Below are 20,088 nucleotides of genomic sequence, written 5' to 3'. Positions count from 1 at the left end.
GTTCAACCGCCGGGCGATTTCCCGGTGATCGGGAGCATCGGATCCGGAAGTAACCTGGGCACATGCTCACCCAAGTCACCGCGGTCCGCTACGTCACGCCCTTGCGGGAGGGCGGATCGCTGCCGGGCGTGGTCGAGGCGACCGACGCCGACGGCGCTCACGCGACGTACGTCATGAAGTTCACCGGCGCGGGACAGGGCCGCAAGACGCTCGTCGCGGAGGTGATCTGCGGGGAGTTGGCGCGGCGCCTGGGGCTGCGGATGCCCCGGCTGGTGCAGATCCTCCTCGACCCGGTGATCGGCCTCGGCGAGCCGGACCAGCAGGTGCAGGAACTCCTGAAGTCCAGCGGCGGCCTCAACCTCGGCATGGACTTCCTCTCGGGTGCGCTCGGCTTCGACCCGCTCGCCTGCGACGTGGACCCGGCCGAGGCGGGACGCGTCGTCTGGTTCGACGCCCTGATCAACAACGTGGACCGGTCCTGGCGCAACCCGAACCTGCTCCTGTGGCAGGGCGACCTGTGGCTGATCGACCACGGGGCGAGCCTGATCTGGCACCACAACTGGCGCACCGTCGAGACCGCGACGGGCCGGCCGTACGACGCCTCGGACCACGTACTCGCCCCCTACGGGCCCGACGTCGCGTCGGCCGCCGCCGAACTCGCCCCGCTCGTCACCGAGGAAGTGCTCACCGAGGTCGCCGCCCAGGTGCCCGACGCGTGGCTGGTCGACGAACCCGGCTTCGCGGGCCCTGACGACGTGCGCCGCGCCTATGTGGCGGCGCTGCTGCCGCGCGCCAAGACCATTCACGAACGGATCGCCCTCGGCGGACCGCGGCCGGAGGGTGCCACCAAGTGACCGAGCGGAACGTCTTCGAGTACGCGCTGGTGCGCGTGGTCCCGCGCGTGGAGCGCGGCGAGCAGTTCAACGCGGGCGTCGTGGTCTACTGCCGCGCCAAGGCCTTCGTCGCCGCCCGCACCCACCTCGACGAGGACAAGCTGCTCGCGCTCGACCCGGCGGCCGACGTCGCCGGCGTCAAGGCCGCGCTCGGCGCCGTCGAGCGGATCTGCGAGGGCGGCGAGGCCGCCGGGCAGGCCGAGCGCGACGACGCGGGGCGGCGCTTCCGCTGGCTCATCGCGCCGCGCTCCACGGTCGTCCAGCCGGGCCCGGTGCACACCGGCCTCACGGCGGACCCCGAGGCCGAGGTGAACCGTCTCCTGGAGCTGTTGGTGAGGTAACGCGTCACAGCTGGCCGCACGCCGTTGACACCCGGTGCCAGGGCTTCTAGCGTCTCGTCCAGCTGAAGGTACTAAGCGGTCGCTCACTCATCGGGCGTACCGTGGAGCCGCATCCCAAGGGCGAGGAGAACCAGCATGTCCACCACTGAGCAGCGCGTCGCGGTCGTGACCGGAGGGGCGCGGGGCATCGGCGCGGCGACGGCCGTACGGCTCGCCGCGGAGGGCCGCGCCGTCGCCGTCATCGACCTCGACGAGGCCGCCTGCAAGGACACCGTCGAGCGGATCACCGCGGCCGGCGGCAAGGCGCTCGCTGTCGGCTGCGACGTGTCCGACGAGGCCCAGGTCGAGGCCGCGATCGCCCGCATCGCCGAGGAGCTGGGCGCGCCGACGATCCTCGTCAACAACGCCGGTGTGCTCCGCGACAACCTCCTCTTCAAGATGAGCGCGAGCGACTGGGACACGGTCATGAACGTGCACCTGCGCGGCGCGTTCCTGATGTCCCGCGCCGTGCAGAAGCACATGGTGGACGCGAATTTCGGCCGTATCGTGAACCTCTCCTCGTCCTCCGCGCTCGGCAACCGCGGCCAGGTCAACTACTCCGCCGCCAAGGCCGGTCTCCAGGGCCTCACCAAGACCCTGGCCAAGGAGCTGGGCAAGTTCGGCGTCACCGCCAACTCCGTCGCCCCCGGCTTCATCGTCACCGAGATGACCAAGGCCACCGCGGACCGCGTCGGCATGGACTTCGAGGAGTTCCAGGCGGCGGCCGCCACCCAGATCCCGGTGCAGCGCGTCGGCCGCCCCGAGGACATCGCCAACGCCATCGCCTTCTTCACGGGTGACGCCGCGGGCTTCGTCTCCGGGCAGGTCATGTACGTCGCCGGCGGCCCGCTCAACTGACCCGGAAGGCGGAGATCATGACTGTGCAGGACAGTGGGAAGGCCGCGCTCGTCACGGGCGCGAGCCGCGGCATCGGCTACGGCATCGCCGAGGCCCTGGTCGCCAGGGGGGATCGCGTCTGCATCACCGGACGCAACGAGGACGCCCTCAAGGAGGCCGTCGAGAGGCTCGGCTCCGACCGGGTCATCGGCGTCGCGGGCAAGGCCCACGACGAGGCGCACCAGGCGGTCGCCGTCGCCCGCACGATGGAGGCGTTCGGCCGGGTCGACTTCCTGATCAACAACGCCGGTACGAACCCGGTCTTCGGGCCGATCGCCGAGCTGGACCTGAACGTGGCGCGCAAGGTGTACGAGACCAACGTCATCTCGGCGCTCGGCTTCGCCCAGCAGACCTGGAAGGCCTGGCAGAGCGAGAACGGCGGCGCGATCGTGAACATCGCCTCCGTCGCAGGCGTCTCCGCCTCGCCCTTCGTCGGGGCGTACGGGATGAGCAAGGCAGCCATGGTCAACCTCAGCCTCCAGCTGGCGCACGAGTTCGCGCCGAAGGTGCGCGTGAACTCCATCGCGCCCGCCGTCGTCAAGACCAAGTTCGCCCTGGCGCTCTACGAGGGCCGCGAGGCCGAGACCGCCGCCTCCTACCCGCTCGGCAGGCTGGGCGTGCCGGAGGACATCGGCGGCGCGGCCGCGTTCCTCACCTCGAGCCAGTCCGACTGGATCACCGGGCAGACGCTCGTGGTCGACGGCGGCATCTTCCTGAATGCGGGCGTCGGCTGACGAAGACTGCCCAAGCGGGCGTCGGCCGAAGAAGGTCGTACAACCGTTGGTTAGGCGGTCAAAAGAGACTTACACGCGCATCAAGTGCCCTGTCGGCGCCAGCAGTTGGCCCGGCGGGGCGCTGCGATATTGTCTGCCGATCCCATGGCATGGCCGATCGAGGAGCGTGCGCGTGTTCAGTGAAGTTCCCGCCGTGAAGCGTATGAGGGGTCGGCGACAGCTGGCGGCGCTCGCGTCGATGTCCCTGCTCGCCGGTTGCGGGGTGCTGTCCTCCGAAGGACCGGACGAGGAACAGCGGATCACCGTCGGCACGATGAGCGCGCCGAGCACCCTGGACCCGGCCAAGGCCTGGGACAGCTCCTGGGAGCTGTACAGGAACGTCTTCCAGACGCTGCTCAGCTTCCCCTCGGGGGCCACCGAGCCCGAGCCGGACGCCGCGCGGTCCTGCGAGTTCACGGACGCCTCGAACACGGTCTTCAGCTGTGAGCTGCGTGAGGGGCTGAAGTTCTCCGACGGTGACACGCTGGACGCGGCGGCCGTCAAGTACTCCTTCGACCGCATGAGGACGATCGAGGCCAAGGGTGTGGTGAAGGGCGGGCCGGTGGGGCTGCTCGGCTCGCTCGACACGGTCCGCACCAAGGGTGAGCGGACCGTGATCTTCCGCCTGAAGAAGGCGGACGCGACCTTCCCGTTCGTGCTCGCGACGCCCGCCATGTCGATCGTCAACCCCGACGACTACCCGGCGGACAAGCTCCGCGAGGGCAACGAGATCACCGGCTCCGGGCCGTACGCCCTGGAGGCGTACACGCCGAACCAGAAGGCCGAGCTGGTCAAGAACAGTCACTACAAGGGCGCGGCCGACATCAAGAACGACGCCGTCACCATCCGTTACTTCAAGAAGTCGTCGGCGATGGTCGACGCCCTCAAGAAGAACCAGATCGACGTGACCTTCCGCGGCCTCGCCTCCGAGGACATCGTCGCCATGCAGAGCAAGAGCCGGCGCGAGCAGGACATCGAACTCGTCGAGGGCGCGGGCACCGAGATCCGCTACCTGGTGTTCAACACCAAGGACCCCTGGGCGCGGAAGCTGCCGGTCCGGCGGGCCTTCGCACAGATAGTCGACCGCGGGGCCCTCGCCCACAAGATCTACAAGGACACCGTCGAGCCGCTGTACTCGATGGTGCCGAGGGGCCTCACCGGCCACGCCACCGGCTTCTTCGACGACTACGGGAACCCCAGCGCGGCCAAGGCCAGGAAGATCCTGACCGACGCCGGCATCAACGAGCCCGTCCCGCTCACCCTCTGGCACACCACCGACCGCTACGGATCGGCCACCGCCCCGGAGTTCGCGGAACTCAAGCGGCAGCTGGAGGCGTCGGGCCTCTTCAAGATCACGATCAAGAGCCGTCCGTGGACCGAGTTCCAGGAGGGCTACAGCAGAGGCGAGTACCCCGTCTTCGGGCGTGGCTGGTTCCCCGACTTCCCCGACGCGGACAACTTCATCGCGCCGTTCGTCGGCCCGAAGAACGCGCTCAACACGCCTTACGTCTCCAAGGAGATCACCGACGAACTGCTGCCGCGCGAGCGCAGGGAGACCGACCGGGGCGCGGTGATCGACGACTTCGAGCGGGCCCAGGAGATCCTGGTCGACGACGTCAGGCTGCTGCCGCTCTGGCAGGGCAAGCAGTACATCATGTCCAGCGAGGAGATCGCGGGCGGCGAGCGGGCGCTCGACCCCTCGGCGATCATGATGATGTGGGAGCTTCAGCGGAAGACCAGCTGGTAGCGGGGCGGCGGGGGCCGGGGCCGGGCCTGGCGGGTGCGGGGCCGGGCCCGGCGGGCGTGGGGCTGGGTCCGAGGGGCGTGGGGCCGGACCCGACGGGCGTGGGGTCGGGCCCGAGGGGCTCGGAGCCGATTGTCAGTGGCCGCCGGTAGGTTCTTCGCAGAAGTGATCGCACACCGGAGGTTGTTGACGTGACCGACATCGCCATGCTGCCCGCGTCCTGGCGCGGAGTCCTCGGTGAGGAGCTGCAGAAGCCCTACTTCGAGCAGCTCACCGAGTTCGTCGAGCAGGAGCGGGCGAGGGGTCCCGTCTACCCCCCGCGCGAGGAGGTCTTCGCGGCCCTCGACGCGACGCCGTACGAGCGGGTGAAGGTCCTGGTCCTCGGCCAGGACCCCTACCACGGCGCGGGCCAGGGCCACGGGCTGTGCTTCTCCGTGCGGCCCGGCGTGAAGACCCCGCCCTCGCTGCGGAACATCTACAAGGAGATGCGGGAGGAGCTGGGCCACCCCGTGCCGGACAACGGCTATCTGATGCCGTGGGCCGAGCAGGGCGTCCTGCTGCTGAACGCGGTGCTCACCGTGCGGGCCGGTGAGGCGAACTCCCACAAGGGCAAGGGGTGGGAGAAGTTCACGGACGCGGTGATCCGCGCGGTGGCCGAGCGCCCCGACCCCGCGGTCTTCGTACTGTGGGGGAACTACGCCCAGAAGAAGCTCCCGCTCATCGACGAGGAGCGGCACGTCGTCGTCAAGGGCGCGCACCCCTCGCCGCTCTCCGCGAAAAGGTTCTTCGGTTCGCGTCCGTTCACGCAGATCAACGAGGCGGTGGCGGCGCAGGGGCACGAGCCGATCGACTGGCGGATCCCGGACATCGGCTGAGTGGTGCGGATCGGCGGTTCCTCGGGCACCCGAACCGGGAGCGTCACCGGGCTGGCCCAGCGGTACGCGTGAGCGCCGCCGTCCGCGAACGTGCCTGACCGTGATTGTCAGTGGTGGCGGCTAGCGTCGTGGGGGATGGGGGCGTGGCGATGGCCGTACGACCATGGAGGACCCGGTGACGGAGCAGCAGGAGCAGACGGCGGAGGACGCGATGATGACGCGGATCGGGCAGGCGGTCATGCTGCATCACGGCGGTGACCGCGAGGAGGCGCAGGACCGCTTCCTCGGCCTGTGGGGGGAGATCGGCGAGGACGGCGACGCGCTGCACCGCTGCACGCTCGCGCACTACATGGCGGACACGCAGGAGGACCCTTCCGCCGAACTGGCGTGGGACCTGCGGGCGTTGTCGGCGGCGGACGAGCTGACGGACGAGCGCCTGAACGCGCATCACCAGTCGCTGGCGGTGCGCGGCTTCTACCCCTCCCTGCACCTGAACCTCGCGGCGGACTACATGAAGCTGGGCCGCCCCGAAGCGGCCCGCAGCCATCTGCGCCGGGCACGCGGCGCGGTGGGCGCGCTGGAGGACGACGGGTACGGCAACGGCATCAAGGCGGCCATCGCGAGGCTGGAGCGGGAGGTGGGGGAGGGGAGCGAGGAGGAGTGAGGGGGCGGGCGGGGCGCCGGGGGCGGGGGTTCGGGGTACGGGTGCGTAGCGGCGGGCACGGGGGTGTCGCCGCTGGGGGGTGGGGCCGGTTCGGACGTGGCTCGGGTCGGACCTGGCTCGGGTCGGCTCGGATCGGGTCAGGTTGGCTCGCCCGGTTCGGATTCGGTTCGGACTCGGCTGGACCGGGTCCGCCCGGTTCGGACTTGGCTGGGACTGGCTTGGGTCCGGTCGGTTCGCCCCGGCTAGGACTGGCTCGGGCATGGCTCGCTCGGTTCGGGCTGACTCGGTCCGGCTCGTATACGGTCGGCTCGGGCCGCCCCTGCCCGGTTCGGTCTCACCCCGGCTTGCCTTCGGACCGCCCGCCCGATTCGGACCGCGGAGCCACTCCGGCGGCCAGGTTCGAGCCTGGCTCGGACGGGCTCGGGCCCCGCCCGGCGCCCCGGCTCGGTTCGGACCCACCCGCACTCGGGCCGACTGCCCCGCCCGGCCAGGCCCCGCTTTGGGCTGGGGACTGGGCCCGGGGGTTTCGGCTCCGCCGCGCCGACGCCTCAACGGCCGTACGTCTTCCGGCAGATGACCGCTTGCGGGCTGTCCGGTTGCCATCCTCCATAGGCTTCGCCGAGTGCGCAGACGTCGGCGGCGGGCGGCCTGGAGGGCGGTGCGGGCCGGGTGGCTCCCGCGTCGGGCCGTGCCGCAGGGGGCCTGCGTACTGGGGGCGGCTTCGGCTTCGGCTGTTCGGCGCGGGGTGGTGGGACGGCGGGGCGGACGTCGGCGGCCGGGCTCCGGGGTGCGGGGCGACGGGGCGGGTCCACGCGCTGCAGCACCTCCCGGCCGGGGGGCTGCTCGATCTGCGGTCGGCTTCTGCCGTCGGTGCGGGGGGCGGTCGGTGACACGGGGGTCGCGGCGGGGCGGGGCCCGGCCGACTGCTCGACGCCCACGCAACCGGAGGCGGTGACGGAGACGGCCACGGAGAGGAGGAGGGCGGTGCTGGCGGAGGCGGAGGATCGAGGCATCCGGACAACTCTGCGGCTTCCGGGGCCCTTTGGGGTCGGGACGCGGGGAATATGCCCCGCATGGGTGATGCGGGGGCGGGGCGAGGCGGCGCAGGGCGCAAGGTGACGAGCCTTCCGACCTGTCGAGCCCGCGTTGCGGCAGGCGGGGTCCGGGCCTGCGCCGACGTGGCAATCCGGATCGGTTCGTCACCCCGTGGCGTGGGCCCAGTGCGGGGTCCTGTGCGTGAACCCCGCCTGACCGCGTCGCGGCAGGCAAGGGCCGGGCCCGCGCCGGACGGGTACGCACCTCGCCGCGCGCGCTCGGGCGGGGCCCAGCACGCGAACCCGGCCTGACCGCGTCGCGGGAGACGGGGGGCCGGGCTCGCGCCGACGTGGCGACCGGACCGGTACGGCACCCCGCCGAGCAGACCCAGCGCGCCACCCCAGCCGGGTCAGGCGGGGAGCATCCCCCGGAGTAGTTCCCCCGCGCCCGCTCGCAGCTCTGCCTCCGTCGGTGTCGTGGCGTGGTACGAGCCCGCCACGCACGAGAACATCAGGCCGTCGCACCACGCCACCAGGGAGAGCGTGTGGCGTTCGGGGGCGGGGGAGCCCGCCGCCCGCAGCAGGGCTGTGAGGGGGTCCCTGAAGCGCGCGCCCGCCGCGTCGTAGTACGCGCGCAGTTCCGGTCTGCGGGTCGCCTCGAGGGCCAGCTCGTAGCGGGAGACGAGGAGTTGGCGGTGGTCGTCGCCGGTCAGATAGCGGTGCAGGGCGAGGGCCAGCGCCGCGGCGAGGTGGTCCCGGCCGGACGCCGGGTCCCACAGCTCGGTGGGGGCGAGGACTTCCGCCTCCCGTTCCGCCTGCCGTCGTACCGCCGCCTCCAGGAGGGCCAGGCGCGTGCGCGCGTAGTTGGACGTCGAGCCCTGCGGCAGCCCCGCCGCCTCGTCGACGGCCCGGTGCGTGAGGCCTCGCATGCCCCGCTCGGCGAGCAGGGCCAGAGCGGTGTCGGCGATCAGTTCGGTGCGGGGCGTCCCGGCGCTGCGTACGGACATGGCGGAAAGCTTACCGCGATCACTACAGGTGTAGTACGGTCTGGGTGTCCGGTTACTACAGGCGTAGTGAGGGTGTGGTGGGTGCGTGCGCGGCCAAGCCACCGCCCACGGATGCCGTGCGCAACCCGCGGCACCACGGAGGAGGAGCCATGAACCACCAGCCCCACGCGGTCGTCATCGGCGGCGGCATCGGCGGCCTGACCGCCGCCATCGGTCTGCACGAGTCCGGCTGGAGCGTCACCGTCCTGGAGCGCGCCGCCTCCCTGGAACCCGTCGGCGCCGGCATCGCACTCGCCCCCAACTCCCAGCGCGCCCTGGACGTCCTCGGCCTCGGCGACCGCGTCCGGGAACTGGCCTCCTGGCAGGGCCAAGGTGGCGTGCGCGCCCAGAACGGCCGCTGGCTGGTGCGTACGAGCGCCGCCGAGGCCGAGAAGACGTACGGCGGAACGCTCGTGATGCTGCACCGGGCGACCCTCGTCGACCTGCTGGTCTCGGCGCTCCCCGGGGACACCCTGCGCACCGGCGTGCGCGCCCGCCTCGCCGACCCCGGCACCGCCGACCGTCGCGCCGTCGTCACCACCGGGGACGAGGACATCGAGGCCGACCTCGTCGTCGGCGCCGACGGCATCAACTCCGCCGTGCGCGCGGCCCTCTTCCCGGCCCACCCCGGACCCGCGTACGCCGGATTCACCGCGTGGCGGTTCGTCATCCCCGCGCCAGGGATGCCGCTCGTGCCGCACGAGACCTGGGGCCGCGGCGGCGTCTGGGGCACGCACCCGCTCAAGGACGGCCGGGTGTACGTGTATGCCACGGCCCGGCTGCCCGAAGGCGGCAAGGCGCTCGACGGGGAGAACGCGCCCGACGGCGAGAAGGCCGAGCTGCTGCGCCGCTTCGCCGACTGGCACGCTCCGATCCCCGATCTGATCGCCGCCGTCAGGCCCGACCAGATCCTGCGCAACGACGTCCACCACCTCGCCACCCCGCTCGCCGCCTTCCATCGGGGCCGCGTCGCCCTCGTCGGGGACGCCGCGCACGCCATGACGCCGAGCCTCGGCCAGGGCGGCAACCAAGCCATCGAGGACGGCGTCGTGCTCGCCCACCACGCCTCGCCCGGCGGCGATCTCGGGGCGGGCCTAGCCGGTTACAGCGCGGCGCGTGTCCCCCGCACCACGGACATCGTCCGCCGGGCCGCGCGCGCCTCCCGCGTCACGCACCTGACGAGCGGCCCCCTCATCGCCGTACGCGACGCCCTGGTCGCGACGGCCTCGCGGCTCGGGCCGAACCTCATCCCGCGCGGCTTCGCCTCCATCGCCGACTGGAGCCCACCGCAGGCCCCGTATGCTGCGGGAACGGCGACCGGAGCGTCCCCGCGCACCGCGCGGGCGCCGGGGCGCGAGCCAGCACAGCAGTAGGCCAGCGGTAGGCGGTAGGGAGACAGTGGTGAAGATCGGCTGCATCGGACTCGGGGACATCGCTCAGAAGGCGTATCTGCCGGTCCTCACCACCCGGCCAGGCGTCGAGCTGCACCTGCAGACCCGCACGCCCGCCACGCTCGCCCAGGTCGCGGGCGTCCACCACATCCCGGACGCGCACTGCCACACCGACCTGGACTCGCTGCTCGCGCGGGGCCTGGACGCCGCGTTCGTGCACGCGCCGACCGCCGTGCATCCGGAGATCGTCACCCGGCTCATCGAGGCGGGCGTACCGACGTACGTCGACAAGCCCCTCGCGTACGAACTCGCCGACTCCGAGCGTCTCGTGCGCCTCGCCGAGGACCGAGGCGTCAGCCTCGCCGTCGGCTTCAACCGCCGCTACGCGCCCGGTTACACGCAGTGCGCCGACCACCCGCGCGAGCTGATCATGATGCAGAAGAACCGCGTCGGGCTGCCGGAGGACCCGCGCACGCTGGTGCTCGACGACTTCATCCACGTCGTGGACACGTTGCGTTTCCTGGCGCCGGGGCCGATCGACCACGTCGGTGTACGTGCCCGGGTCGTCGACGGACTGATGGAGCACGTCGTGCTGCAGTTGGCCGGTGACGGCTTCACCGCGCTCGGTGTGATGAACCGGCTGAGCGGCTCGACGGAGGAGATCCTGGAGGTCTCCGGGCAGGACACCAAGCGGCAGGTGCTCAACCTCGCCGAGGTCATCGACCACAAGGGCCAGCCCAGCGTGCGGCGGCGCGGCGACTGGGTCCCGGTGGCCCGCCAGCGCGGCATCGAACAGGTCGTCCTCGCCTTCCTCGACGCCGTGCGCGCGGGCAAGGTGCTCAGCGCCCGGGACGCACTGGCGACCCATGAGCTGTGCGAGCGCGTGGTCCTCGCCGCTCAGACGCAGGGCGGCTGAGGGGCCCGCGGCGGTCGGGGCGCCCGAGGTGCCCGCGGCGCTTCAGGACCCGTGCGCCTTCGGCCGCGCAGAGTGCCGCGAGCACCAGGAGCGCGCCGTACAGGGGCCAGTCGCCCCACCTGACGTACGCCGTCGTCCCCTCACCGAGCGGAACGTCGTACACCTCCGCGGTGCTCGCCGAGGTGCCGAGCGCGGCGCCGACGCGTGAGCCGTCGGGGGCGTGGACCGCGGAGACGCCGGTGAGGGTGGCGTGCACCATCGGGCGGCCCGTCTCGGCGGCGCGGAGCGCGGCGAGCGAGGCGTGCTGCTCGGGGGCCCAGCTGCTCTGGAACGACGACGTGGCGGACTGGGCGAGCAGCAACCGCGCACCGTCACGGGTGAGTTGACGGCTCATGTCGGGGAACGCCGACTCGAAGCAGACCAGCGGGCCGACCCGCAGGCCGTGACCCGCGTCCATCACCACCTGGCGGTCGCCGCGCCTGCGGTCCTCGCCCGCCGCCTTGCCGACGGAGGTGGCCCAGCCGAGCAGGGAACGCGCCGGTATGTACTCGCCGAAGGGGACCAGCCGCATCTTGTCGTAGCGGTCGCCGGTCGGGCCGTCCGGGCCCACGAGCACGGAACTCTTGTATATGCCGGGCCGGTCGGAGCGGCGGGCGTCCACGTTCACCAGGATGTCCGCGCCGACCTCGCGGGAGAGCGCGGCGATGCGGCGGGCCACGTCGGGCCGTTCGGCCAGGTCGAAGCCGACGCTGCTCTCGCCCCATACGACCAGGTCCAGGTCGCGCCCCGCGAGCGAGCGGGTCAGCGTCTCCTGGCGGGCGAGGCGCTTCTCGGCGCCCGCGATGCCGTCGATGACGCCGGGCTGCACGACGGCCACCCGGGTGTGCCCCGCGGTTTCGGGCCGGGGGGCCAAGGACCAGGCGGCGACGGCCATGGCGACCACGGTGAGCAGGCCGACCAGGGCGGGGGCGGCGGGGCCCCGAGGGGTGGCGGGGTCCCCGGGGGTGGCGGAGCCTTCGGGGCCGGAGAGGGAGGTGGGCCCCGGTATGTACCCCGCAGCGGGCGCCCTCCCGCGTGCCGCCCACGCGACGACCAGGAGCGCTACCCCCGTGTTGACGGCCACCACCAGCGCGCTGACCAGCCACACCCCGCCCACCGAGGCCAGCCGCAGGGCCGGGGGCAGCTGCCATTGGCTGGAGCCGAGCAGGCCCCAGGGGCCGCCCAAGCCCTCCCAGGACCTGATCAGTTCGACAAGGAGCCAGCCCGAGGGCAGGACCACCAGCGCGGCCGCGGCACGCCCCGGCGTCGGCACGCCCGTCAGGAACCTGCGCACCAGCCGGCCCCACGGCGCCCACAACAGGCCGAGCAGCGCCGCGATGACGACCGTGAACACATGCAGGCTCGGCAGCAGCCAGTGATGCACGGCGACCATGAAGCCGAGACCGCCGAGCCAGCCGTCGAGCATCGCCCGCCGACCGGTCGCGGCCGTCCGGACCAGGAGGATCCACGGCACAAGGGCTACGTACGCGAACCACCACAGCGACGGAGCGGGGAACGCGAGGGCGGGCAGCGCGCCGGCCAGGACCGCGATGCCGCCCCGCGACCAACGCGACGTGAGCAGCCGCTCGGCGGGGTGCCCGGGCCGTTGCCGCCGGTCGTCGCCGAACAGATCCATGCAGCGCCTCCTCGGTCCGCGACGCCCGGTCGTGTACCCAGTGTGCGCGCCGCCGACGATCTAGAACAGGGGGCGTTTTTCCGGGTGGTGGGGGCCGCGGCGCCACTTCTCCCGTACGGCGACCGCGCGCAGCCGCCAGCCGTCGGGCGTGCGCAGCAGGGAGAAGGCGTAGCGCCCGCCGCATACGAAATCGGGTTCCGTGGAGACGTCGGAGTCGCCGGCGCCGTCCGCGAACCGCATGGGGTTCACATAGTCGGCCTGTACGTGTGCGGTGTCGCCGACGTCCCCCTCCAGCGCGCCGAACTCCAGCCTGCGGTTGACGACGAGATGCTGGCGCATCGGGAACATCCGCATCGTCTCGGCCAGCCAGGCGGCCACCTCGGCGGCCCCGCCCTCGATACCGCCCGCGGAGCGGTAGTCGGCGCGCCCTTCCGGGACGAACAATTGCCGGTAGGCGTTCCAGTCGCCGTCGTCGACGGTCACCGCGTACTCGGTGATGAGGGCATCGATGGCCAACCGGTCGATCACGGTGGCGAGTTCCACGCGCTGCGTCATCGGCTCAGTGTTGGGCACGGGGGGTGCGGAGCCAAGGGGTTTGCAGGGTGCAGAGTCTCGGCGACGAGCAGGTGGACGCCGACGGCTCGGCTCGTCGGCACGGGCCGCCTCACCGGCGCGGGGACGTCAGGGACGCGCGGACCCGTCCTGCCGCCCGAGCACGCGGCTGACGAGATCGTGGATCAGGAACTCCCCGGGCGCGCGGTTCTCCTTGAGCCGGTGCAGCTCCGAGGGCCCGAACCAGCCGTACGCGCTGTGCTTGGACCACTCCAGATCGGGGCAGCCCCCCGGAGCGGGATGGCCCAGCCCCCTTCGACCTCTACGAGGAGCCGGGCTCGACCGCCTCGCCGCGCTCGTTGAGGATGACCGCGCCGACGGTCCAGGTCTCCCCGGCCGAGGGCACTGGCACGGATATGTCCGGGGCGACATGCGGCGGGGGCACCTCAGGCGGCCTTCACCATCTCTTCGCGGACCGCCGCCGCCCATTCCGTCACCAACTGCTCGTACTCTCTGCGCTGTTCGGCGGTGAGGCGGCCGCTCGCGCGCAGCCACAGGCCGCGGATCCGCTCGTTCAATTCGACGGAAGAGCGCACGGAACCATGGGGTGGTGGGGTTAAGGGCATGGCGCCAAGCCTAGGGGATGGCTACGACAATCGGAACTGTCAGCTACCACACACCTCCGCCTGGTGATCAAACCCGGCGACCGCTCCCGGGTCGCCGCCCTCATATCCGTATGGAACGGTGGAAAACGACCCAGCGGTCCCTACCGGAAGAGGTGGCGACATGTCCTCGAAGCGACGCCGCAAGAAGAAGTCCCGCCGCAAGCACGCGGCCAACCACGGCAGCCGCCCTCAGTCCTGACGAGCCTCCCTCCTGGCTCTGACGCGTGGCCTCAGAGCGGCCAAGTGGCGCCCTCCGGTTGACAGGCAGACGATGGAGTGAAGGGGTCGGCTGGTGATGTCGGCCGCGGACCCCGCGGCGGCAACGACTGACTCCTGATCATGGGCATGACCCGAACGCACGGGCACGGCCCGAATGGAGGAAGTCGTCATGTTGGAGGTCAAGACGGTCGAGAAGCCGGACGAGCGGCGAGATTTCCCCCATGGGCACCTCGAAGTCACCCATCTCACCGGGCTGGACTTCGCCGTGGCCACCTTCGAGCCCGGCTGGCGCTGGTCCGAGTCGGTGGCCCCGCTCGCGGGGACCGAGAGCTGCCAGATCCACCACAACGGCTACGTCGTCGCGGGGCGAATGCACATCCGCATGGACGACGGAGGCGAGACCGAGGTCGGACCGGGCGATGTCTTCGTCTGCTCGCCCGGTCATGACGCCTGGGTCGTCGGTGAGGAACAGGTCGTGCTGTACGACTTCGCGGGCGGCATGGCGGAGGACTACGCGAAGGCGGCGGCGGAGGGCTAGCTCACCCCGCCGATTCCCCCGCGTGGGGGCTGAGCACACCCATGCTGACGAGCACGATGCCGAGCAGGATGCGGTAGTAGACGAACGGCATGAAGCTCTTGGTGGTTAAGAACTTCATGAACCGGTTCATAGGTCGAGGTCCTGACTGCTTTGACCTGCTGTTTCCGCCACTCTTCAAGATTGAATGGGAGAGAGGGGGCACTGACCAGCGTTCTCCTCGCTCGCCACGAAGCGCAGCCACCTGGTTTGCAGCGAATCGGCAATCTCCTGCTCCATGCGTCACCTGTGCGAACGCGGTCTGACCGGGGTCCGGCTCGTCATCGGCGACTACCACCTGGGCCTGGTCAAGGCCATGCGCATGATCACTGGCCGCCTGTGCCACCCAGGAGGCGGGTACGCCGGCCGGCGTGCCCGATCACTGCGAACACGTACAGCCGCGCCCCGGACAGAAGGAAGGCTCAGACCCTCAACGGATACAGCTACGGAGCGCAAAACCCGCCGAGCAATGCTGACCCCAGTGGCCTCGGCTGAAGTGTGGCGGGATGGATCCGGCGTGCCCCAAGGGCGGGAACGACGGCCACGAAGCCAATGGGGGAGCGGGTACGGGGGCGGGGGTGGAGGCGGGGGCACCGCTCCCACCTCCTCGTCTGGAAGAACTGGGGAGTCGGGCGGCAGCCCAACTTTCTCCTGCGACTGGACAGGACGACACTGCCAGCCGAAGCAGTACGCCCGCCCTGGGCCTACGGACTCCAATACAGGCGACACAATCGTCCTGGGGCTCATCAGTAACTTCTTCCACACATCCGAATACTTCGGCGCACTCGTCGATAGCGACTGCCGCGACGTAGATAATTGCACTTACGGCGAAGACTGCGACAAATGGGTCGCCAGTAAAGGTTACGATACCGAAAGCGATTCGTATCTGGTGCCAGGCCTCCTGGCGGCGATGTTCGCGCATAATCCGACAAAATAAAGTGCGTCCCCCAGGAAAGCAAAGAAGGGGATTCCTTCCAACTGTAAGTGCTTCCTCCCAGGAACCGATGTCCTCATGGCCGACGATTCGACAAAGAACATCGAGGATGTCGAGGTCGGGGACAAGGTGCTGGCAATTGGGCGACGACCTCGTCTTCAATCCAGCTCCCAGGCAGCAGGTGAACATATGGATCTCCGTGACAGAATCGCTGACGTGCGTAGGCGTCCTCGCCTGTATGGCTTGACCACATTCGGCGAGGTCGCTGCATTTTTGACCGGCATGGATGCCGCGACCGACTGGAGATTCCTCGAAGGATTTCGAGAGTGGCTAGCTTCTAGGTCGGGTCTTGGCGCCAATCTCGCGTGGCAGGTTCTGGTGATCAGAATCGCTTACCCAGGTGAGAACAACGACCTTTGGGTGCGGCCTCGCATGGTGAAAGCGGCGAAGCGGTTACCGTTCTCTTCGATGAACTTAATTCGTTCTTGAGGGATCGGGAAACGCGCAACGCGGAATACTCTCAGCGAGGCTGAGGTAGCGATTTAAGTCAGAGGCCTCGCCGGAAATTCTGAATCCGGCGGGGCCTCTGGGGCTCTTGACGGCAGTAGTTGCCGGCAATGTCAGCGGACGGGGACTCCGCAAAGGGGCGGTGCGTCGCCGTCGTCGGGCTCGTCGGTGGTCTCGGCGGGGTTGTGAGGGGTACGGCCGAGGAGTTCCTCGATCACGACGAGTTCGACGTCCTGTTCCAGGAGCAGGGTGGCGGTGGAGTGTTTGAGGTCGAGGAAGCGGATGCGGCGGAGACCGGCCTTGCGTAGGAGCGTAGGAACGTGGTGAAGGCGCAGGTGATGCTGGTCGGGTCGATCGACCTGCCCTGCACCGTAGTGAACACGTGCCCGTTGTGCTGCCCGGTGGTGCCTGCGGACTCGCGTTCGCGATGCTGCTGCTCGCGGTGAACCTTCAGAGAGTGGAGACAACGGCTGGAAGGACGATGCGGCGCTCGGAGGCCCGCGTTTAGGTGGGCAGCGCGGTGAGCCCACCTGCGCTGGTGCGCTACAGGGTTCGGCGGATGGCGGCGGTGCCCGCGTCGAGTTAGAGGTCTTCCCAGCGCAGGTCGAGGAGTTCTCCTTGCGGAGTCGGGTGTGGAGGGCGAGTTCGAGCAGGGCGTGCAGGCGGTGGCCCTGGGGCGCGGTGAGGAGTCGGTGGGCTTCGTCGGCGGTGAGGGGTTCGAAACGTCGGGGCCCGGGGTGTGCCGGTGCGGACGTTGCGCGAAACCTCTTCCTCACGGACGACGTGCTCCAGGGCGGAATCCCACGTCGTGCCACAGCTCTCCAGGCGGCCAAGGCCCTGGGAGAAGACGTGCACGCACTCTGGCCGGCGCTCCGCCAGGCCCGCCCTGCCCGCTGCAAGCCCGACCGACGCGAAGCGCATCCAGAATGCCGCAGATAGACAGGGGCAGGCCCATCGCGATCCCGCCACAGCGTTCAGAACTCTCTGCCCCGGGGAACCGGGGACGGAGAGGGTAGCGGCCGTGGCCGTGACTTCTACCAGAGTTACAACCCTAACGCGCGGCACTATACGGAACTGGACAAGAGTAGGCCGCACGTCATATTCCTACCGAGGGGACAGTGAGGCCCATGAAAGAATCGGAGCGGATTATTAATGAAATCGCTCAGGGTCTAGTCCAGCTAGACGAGGGGGTTAGATGGTTCTCCGCTCTTGAGCCCGCCCAGCAGAAGGCCGTGCTTCGTGAGGTGGTCAATTACTCCATGCAAGCTCACGCGACCGTTGAAGACGGTCGTAAAGGACTTGCGGGCTCAGGAGTGAAGCCCACAGCAAATCCGGCCGTGATGATCGTTCGAGAACCGCTTCCCGACAGGATGGCGAAAATCATCAATCTTCCGGACTCTGAGAACGTGAAGGCCTTTCGTGTACTGGTCTCGACGTTCTCCGTGGCTGACGCGCGACGAAGAGAAACGGAGTGCCAGGGAACTTGTAGCCACGCATGGCACAACCTGTCGTAGGCGCAGGCATTCCCGGTGCGGCCCAAAGAGTTCTGAGCTCGCTTGGACGCACATTGGAAGCCCCTGCCGAGTCGTCACTCGGCAAAGGCTCCTGGGCATTTGACGGCAACGGTGACGGCAACGTCAGCGGACGAGCACGGCGGCAGGTGGATCACTGGGAGGCTCTCCTCGGTGCCTCTCAGGACGTTGCCGAGGGGGTCGATGGCTTCGCGGTGGGGCCCGGCAGCAGGATCTCCACCTCGACGCCGCGCCGGGCGGCCGCGCACAGCAGCTCGATGAACGACCTGGACGACCGCGTCACCCGCGGGGGTGTGGCCGGTGAAGCGGTCCCGGTCGTCGAAGAGGGTGTCGTGGCACTCGGCCCAGTTCTGGGCGAAGGCGGCGGCGAGGCCGTCCGTTGCCGGACCCGCGTTCCTGGACGTGGGTGTCGCGCGACTCGTTCTCGTTGCGGGCGCCGCCCCACTCCTCGGCGATGCCCACCTCGCAGGTGAACGCGGTGTGCTCGTCGACGACGAGTACCTTGCGGTGGCAGCGGTCGTTCTGCTTCAGGGGCGAGCGGTACGAGCAGCAGCCGCACCCGCAACCCCCGCGCGGGCCCGGTCGGCCAGTGCCCGCACGAACTGGCGGGCTATCTCCCCGCGCCAGTAGACGAACGTCATCATGTCCACGGTGTGCTCGGCGCCCCGGATGGCGTCCAGCATCGCCGTGAGATCTCGTCGCCGTTGCGCTGCGGCACCAGCGCGTTTCCCTCGGTGGCGGCGATGCCGATCAGCCGCTCCAGGCGGCGCCGCATCCGCTGCTTGCGCTCGGACACCGTCGGAACCGCCATGGCTTCACCCTGCCGGCCGGAGCCGGTCGGAAATGGGTCGTCCCCGCGCGCCTGGCCTCCGCCGGGGCGAGCCGACTGTGCACACCGCCCGCGGGTGTCCGATCAGCAGAGGTGGGAGTGAAGGCGAGGGCTCGGGGCACCCGGAGGGGGCCAGAGCGATGCACGGCCCGGTCAGGCCGGTGCACCCGGACCCATCCACAAGGAAAGGTGTCATCCGTGTCGCAAGTCGAAGAGTCGATCGAGGTCAACGTGCCGGTCCACACCGCGTACAACCAGTGGACCCAGTTCGAGACCTTCCCCGAGTTCATGGAGGGCGTGCAGCGGATCGAGCAGCGCAGCGACGCACTCACCCACTGGGTGACGAAGATCGACGGGGTGGAGCGGGAGTTCGACGCCGTGATCACCGAACAGATCCCTGGCGAGCGCGTGGCGTGGACCACGGTGGAGGGGGAGGCCAAGCAGGCCGGCGTCGTCACCTTTCACCGCCTGGACGACGCGCGTACCAAGGTCATGCTGCAAATGGAGTTCGACCCCCAGGGCCTGGCCGAGACGGTCGGCGACAAGCTCGGCTTCGTCAAACGACAGGTCACCGGCGATCTGGGACGGTTCAAGACGTTCATCGAGCAGCGCGGTGGCGTGGAGACCGGTGCCTGGCGCGGCCAGATCTGACCCCACGCGCGCCCCCCAATGCCTGAGCCCCAATACCTGACCCCGGGCGCTCACCGAAGGCCCGCCCGACCTCCCACGGGGAGAAAACTGGTGTGCGGGACCGACGGAACCGGGTAACGTCTTGGTCATGTTCTTCCAGACGCCGATTTACGAGTGAGAGCGTGACGGGCCCCTGCTGACGTCCTCAGACGTCGCCGCGCCCGTCCCCCACCGATGAATCCGTAGATCACTTCACATCATTCCGGGAGAACCCATGAGCAAGAACATCAACAACCCCGTGGGCATGGGCGGCGGCAAGCGCAAGAGGCTGTCCCGCGCCGAGCGGCAGAACAACGGCCCGCACCGCAACCTCGACCGCCAGGGCGCCGCCGACCAGAAGGCGGAGCTGGTGCGCAAGATGCGCGAGAAGGTGGGCGCCACTGAGGGCGCCGAGCAGCCGGGCGCCGACACCGCACAGAGCTGACGCACCGCCGCCTCAAGGCGGCACCGTACGAGGCAGGGCCCGGACCGCGACGCGCGGTCCGGGCCCTGCTGCCGTACCGGGCACGGCCGGTCCCGCTCAGCTCGCTGCGCGGTCGCCATTACCCGTGCTATACGCGCTCACGATCAGCGTCCCGAGGGCGCTTTCCGGTTCGCTTCCGGGCCGTGGAGGCGTGGCCCCGGCCGTCCCGGGCGCCCTCAAGAGGTGGGGCAGAACGGCAGTGCCGAGCTTGCCGCTGGGGGTCAGCGGCAGATCGTTCAGGAGCACCTGGAGCGACGGCCATCCCAGGGTGCCTTCGCCCGTCAGCTTCGCCCAGTCACCGGTGCGGTACGGCCGCGCGCCGGGGCCGCCGTGGGGATCGGGAACGAAGAACGGCCCGCCGGTTGATTCCGGGCGCTTCTCGGCTTGGGCGTGCCCACGTCGCCACGTGGGACCGCTGGGGCTGCACAAATATGCAACATTCTTACGTTTTTTGAACGTAATGAAACCGATGCCCTCGCAGGGGCAACCATGATCAACAGCACTCCTAGGCCGCCCTATAGGCACCTTATGGATGGATTGCCCCATCGATCTTTGTTCATCGACTGCATAGTGTCGTCGCCTGATTACCCATTAAGGGAATCTTCATCTTTGTGTTTGAAACGGGTTCATGATGTGGAGACGCGCGCACTCGCGCGGAGTTACAGGACCGCTGGCAGGGCTCTTGACCGGAGTCTTGCTGGCGGGTGCCCCACCGGCGGCGCAGGCAGTTCCGGATGTGCGAGACGAGACGGCTACAACAACCACGGAGCCAGCAGCACCTGACGGAGCGGCGACTGCGGAAGCCGCTCAGGACGAAGCCAAGCGCACCGGCAAG

At 69.9% G+C, this 20,088-nt stretch carries 19 protein-coding genes and 4 pseudogenes; 15 read left to right on the top strand and 8 right to left on the bottom strand.

Annotation, left to right across the window (positions count from 1 at the left end; all coding sequences use genetic code 11):
* Window positions 1-62 precede the first annotated feature (62 nt).
* From DMA15_RS04935 to DMA15_RS04905, 7 genes are all read left to right on the top strand, one after another.
* The gene (locus tag DMA15_RS04935) at window positions 63-854 is read left to right on the top strand and encodes a HipA family kinase (RefSeq protein ID WP_125511437.1); all 792 of its coding nucleotides are present in this window, start codon (window positions 63-65) and stop codon (window positions 852-854) included.
* On the top strand, window positions 851-1,234 hold the full coding sequence (locus DMA15_RS04930) for a DUF3037 domain-containing protein (RefSeq protein WP_125511436.1): 384 nt from the start codon (window positions 851-853) through the stop codon (window positions 1,232-1,234). Before DMA15_RS04935 ends, DMA15_RS04930 begins: the two co-directional genes overlap by 4 nt.
* A gap of 135 nt (window positions 1,235-1,369) precedes the next feature.
* A complete protein-coding gene (gene fabG, locus DMA15_RS04925) occupies window positions 1,370-2,131 on the top strand; it encodes a 3-oxoacyl-ACP reductase FabG (protein WP_125511435.1) in 762 nt (253 codons plus the stop codon).
* 17 nt (window positions 2,132-2,148) lie between these two features.
* Entirely contained in the window at window positions 2,149-2,904 is a 756-nt protein-coding gene (locus DMA15_RS04920; protein WP_125511434.1) for an SDR family oxidoreductase, read from the top strand.
* A gap of 202 nt (window positions 2,905-3,106) precedes the next feature.
* Window positions 3,107-4,690: an ABC transporter substrate-binding protein gene (locus tag DMA15_RS04915; protein WP_125517311.1), complete on the top strand. Its 1,584-nt coding sequence runs from the start codon at window positions 3,107-3,109 to the stop codon at window positions 4,688-4,690.
* Window positions 4,691-4,878: 188 nt separating this feature from the next.
* On the top strand, window positions 4,879-5,562 hold the full coding sequence (gene ung, locus DMA15_RS04910; RefSeq protein WP_125511433.1) for a uracil-DNA glycosylase: 684 nt from the start codon (window positions 4,879-4,881) through the stop codon (window positions 5,560-5,562).
* Window positions 5,563-5,737: 175 nt separating this feature from the next.
* Window positions 5,738-6,226 carry a tetratricopeptide repeat protein gene (locus tag DMA15_RS04905; RefSeq protein ID WP_125511432.1) on the top strand — a complete coding sequence of 163 codons (489 nt, stop codon included), beginning with the start codon at window positions 5,738-5,740 and terminating at the stop codon, window positions 6,224-6,226.
* A 548-nt stretch (window positions 6,227-6,774) separates the two neighbouring features.
* Here the strand turns inward: DMA15_RS04905 and DMA15_RS04900 are convergent.
* Both DMA15_RS04900 and DMA15_RS04895 read right to left on the bottom strand, forming a co-directional pair.
* Window positions 6,775-7,239 (bottom strand): hypothetical protein, encoded by a 465-nt coding sequence (locus DMA15_RS04900; RefSeq protein WP_125511431.1) that lies wholly within the window; start codon window positions 7,237-7,239, stop codon window positions 6,775-6,777.
* A 431-nt stretch (window positions 7,240-7,670) separates the two neighbouring features.
* The gene (locus DMA15_RS04895; protein ID WP_125511430.1) at window positions 7,671-8,267 is read right to left on the bottom strand and encodes a TetR/AcrR family transcriptional regulator; all 597 of its coding nucleotides are present in this window, start codon (window positions 8,265-8,267) and stop codon (window positions 7,671-7,673) included.
* Window positions 8,268-8,416: 149 nt separating this feature from the next.
* Between DMA15_RS04895 and DMA15_RS04890 the strand changes: the two genes are divergently transcribed.
* Window positions 8,417-9,679 (top strand): FAD-dependent monooxygenase, encoded by a 1,263-nt coding sequence (locus DMA15_RS04890; protein WP_125511429.1) that lies wholly within the window; start codon window positions 8,417-8,419, stop codon window positions 9,677-9,679.
* 28 nt (window positions 9,680-9,707) lie between these two features.
* On the top strand, window positions 9,708-10,613 hold the full coding sequence (locus tag DMA15_RS04885; protein ID WP_125511428.1) for a Gfo/Idh/MocA family oxidoreductase: 906 nt from the start codon (window positions 9,708-9,710) through the stop codon (window positions 10,611-10,613).
* Here DMA15_RS04885 and lnt read toward each other — a convergent pair.
* The 3 genes from lnt to DMA15_RS04865 all read right to left on the bottom strand — a co-directional run bounded on the left by lnt (window position 10,537) and on the right by DMA15_RS04865 (window position 13,466).
* Window positions 10,537-12,288 (bottom strand): apolipoprotein N-acyltransferase, encoded by a 1,752-nt coding sequence (gene lnt / locus DMA15_RS04880; RefSeq protein WP_125511427.1) that lies wholly within the window; start codon window positions 12,286-12,288, stop codon window positions 10,537-10,539. The two genes, DMA15_RS04885 and lnt, sit on opposite strands and share 77 nt — an antisense overlap.
* A gap of 60 nt (window positions 12,289-12,348) precedes the next feature.
* The gene (locus tag DMA15_RS04875) at window positions 12,349-12,843 is read right to left on the bottom strand and encodes a nuclear transport factor 2 family protein (RefSeq protein ID WP_125511426.1); all 495 of its coding nucleotides are present in this window, start codon (window positions 12,841-12,843) and stop codon (window positions 12,349-12,351) included.
* 443 nt (window positions 12,844-13,286) lie between these two features.
* Entirely contained in the window at window positions 13,287-13,466 is a 180-nt protein-coding gene (locus DMA15_RS04865; protein WP_125511425.1) for a hypothetical protein, read from the bottom strand.
* Window positions 13,467-13,893: 427 nt separating this feature from the next.
* Here DMA15_RS04865 and DMA15_RS04860 point away from each other — a divergent pair, with 427 nt between their 5' ends.
* On the top strand, window positions 13,894-14,262 hold the full coding sequence (locus DMA15_RS04860; protein ID WP_125511424.1) for a cupin domain-containing protein: 369 nt from the start codon (window positions 13,894-13,896) through the stop codon (window positions 14,260-14,262).
* A gap of 1 nt (window position 14,263) precedes the next feature.
* Here DMA15_RS04860 and DMA15_RS04855 read toward each other — a convergent pair.
* Window positions 14,264-14,383, bottom strand: a pseudogene (locus tag DMA15_RS04855) (undecaprenyl-diphosphatase); the annotation flags it as partial.
* A 927-nt stretch (window positions 14,384-15,310) separates the two neighbouring features.
* Between DMA15_RS04855 and DMA15_RS04845 the strand changes: the two are divergent.
* On the top strand, window positions 15,311-15,721 hold the full coding sequence (locus tag DMA15_RS04845) for a hypothetical protein (protein WP_125511421.1): 411 nt from the start codon (window positions 15,311-15,313) through the stop codon (window positions 15,719-15,721).
* Window positions 15,722-15,852: 131 nt separating this feature from the next.
* On the opposite strand, the pseudogene DMA15_RS37320 reads toward DMA15_RS04845, so the two are convergent.
* Window positions 15,853-16,537 (bottom strand): annotated as a pseudogene (locus DMA15_RS37320) (tyrosine-type recombinase/integrase); the annotation flags it as partial.
* A 3-nt stretch (window positions 16,538-16,540) separates the two neighbouring features.
* On the opposite strand from DMA15_RS37320, the pseudogene DMA15_RS37315 reads away from it, so the two are divergent.
* Window positions 16,541-16,633 (top strand): annotated as a pseudogene (locus DMA15_RS37315) (XRE family transcriptional regulator); the annotation flags it as partial.
* A 233-nt stretch (window positions 16,634-16,866) separates the two neighbouring features.
* Window positions 16,867-17,253: a DUF5958 family protein gene (locus tag DMA15_RS04830; RefSeq protein WP_125511420.1), complete on the top strand. Its 387-nt coding sequence runs from the start codon at window positions 16,867-16,869 to the stop codon at window positions 17,251-17,253.
* A gap of 214 nt (window positions 17,254-17,467) precedes the next feature.
* On the opposite strand, the pseudogene DMA15_RS04825 reads toward DMA15_RS04830, so the two are convergent.
* Window positions 17,468-18,082: pseudogene (locus tag DMA15_RS04825) on the bottom strand (cardiolipin synthase B); the annotation flags it as partial.
* 216 nt (window positions 18,083-18,298) lie between these two features.
* On the opposite strand from DMA15_RS04825, the gene DMA15_RS04820 reads away from it, so the two are divergent.
* Together DMA15_RS04820 and DMA15_RS04815 are read left to right on the top strand one after the other, a co-directional pair.
* Window positions 18,299-18,751 carry an SRPBCC family protein gene (locus DMA15_RS04820; protein WP_125511419.1) on the top strand — a complete coding sequence of 151 codons (453 nt, stop codon included), beginning with the start codon at window positions 18,299-18,301 and terminating at the stop codon, window positions 18,749-18,751.
* A 253-nt stretch (window positions 18,752-19,004) separates the two neighbouring features.
* On the top strand, window positions 19,005-19,214 hold the full coding sequence (locus tag DMA15_RS04815) for a DUF6243 family protein (RefSeq protein WP_125511418.1): 210 nt from the start codon (window positions 19,005-19,007) through the stop codon (window positions 19,212-19,214).
* Window positions 19,215-20,088 lie beyond the last annotated feature (874 nt).

The sequence above is a fragment of the Streptomyces sp. WAC 01529 genome (assembly GCF_003945545.1).
GTDB classification, from domain to species: domain Bacteria; phylum Actinomycetota; class Actinomycetes; order Streptomycetales; family Streptomycetaceae; genus Streptomyces; species Streptomyces anatolicus.
This window is presented reverse-complemented; position numbering and strand designations above follow the sequence as displayed.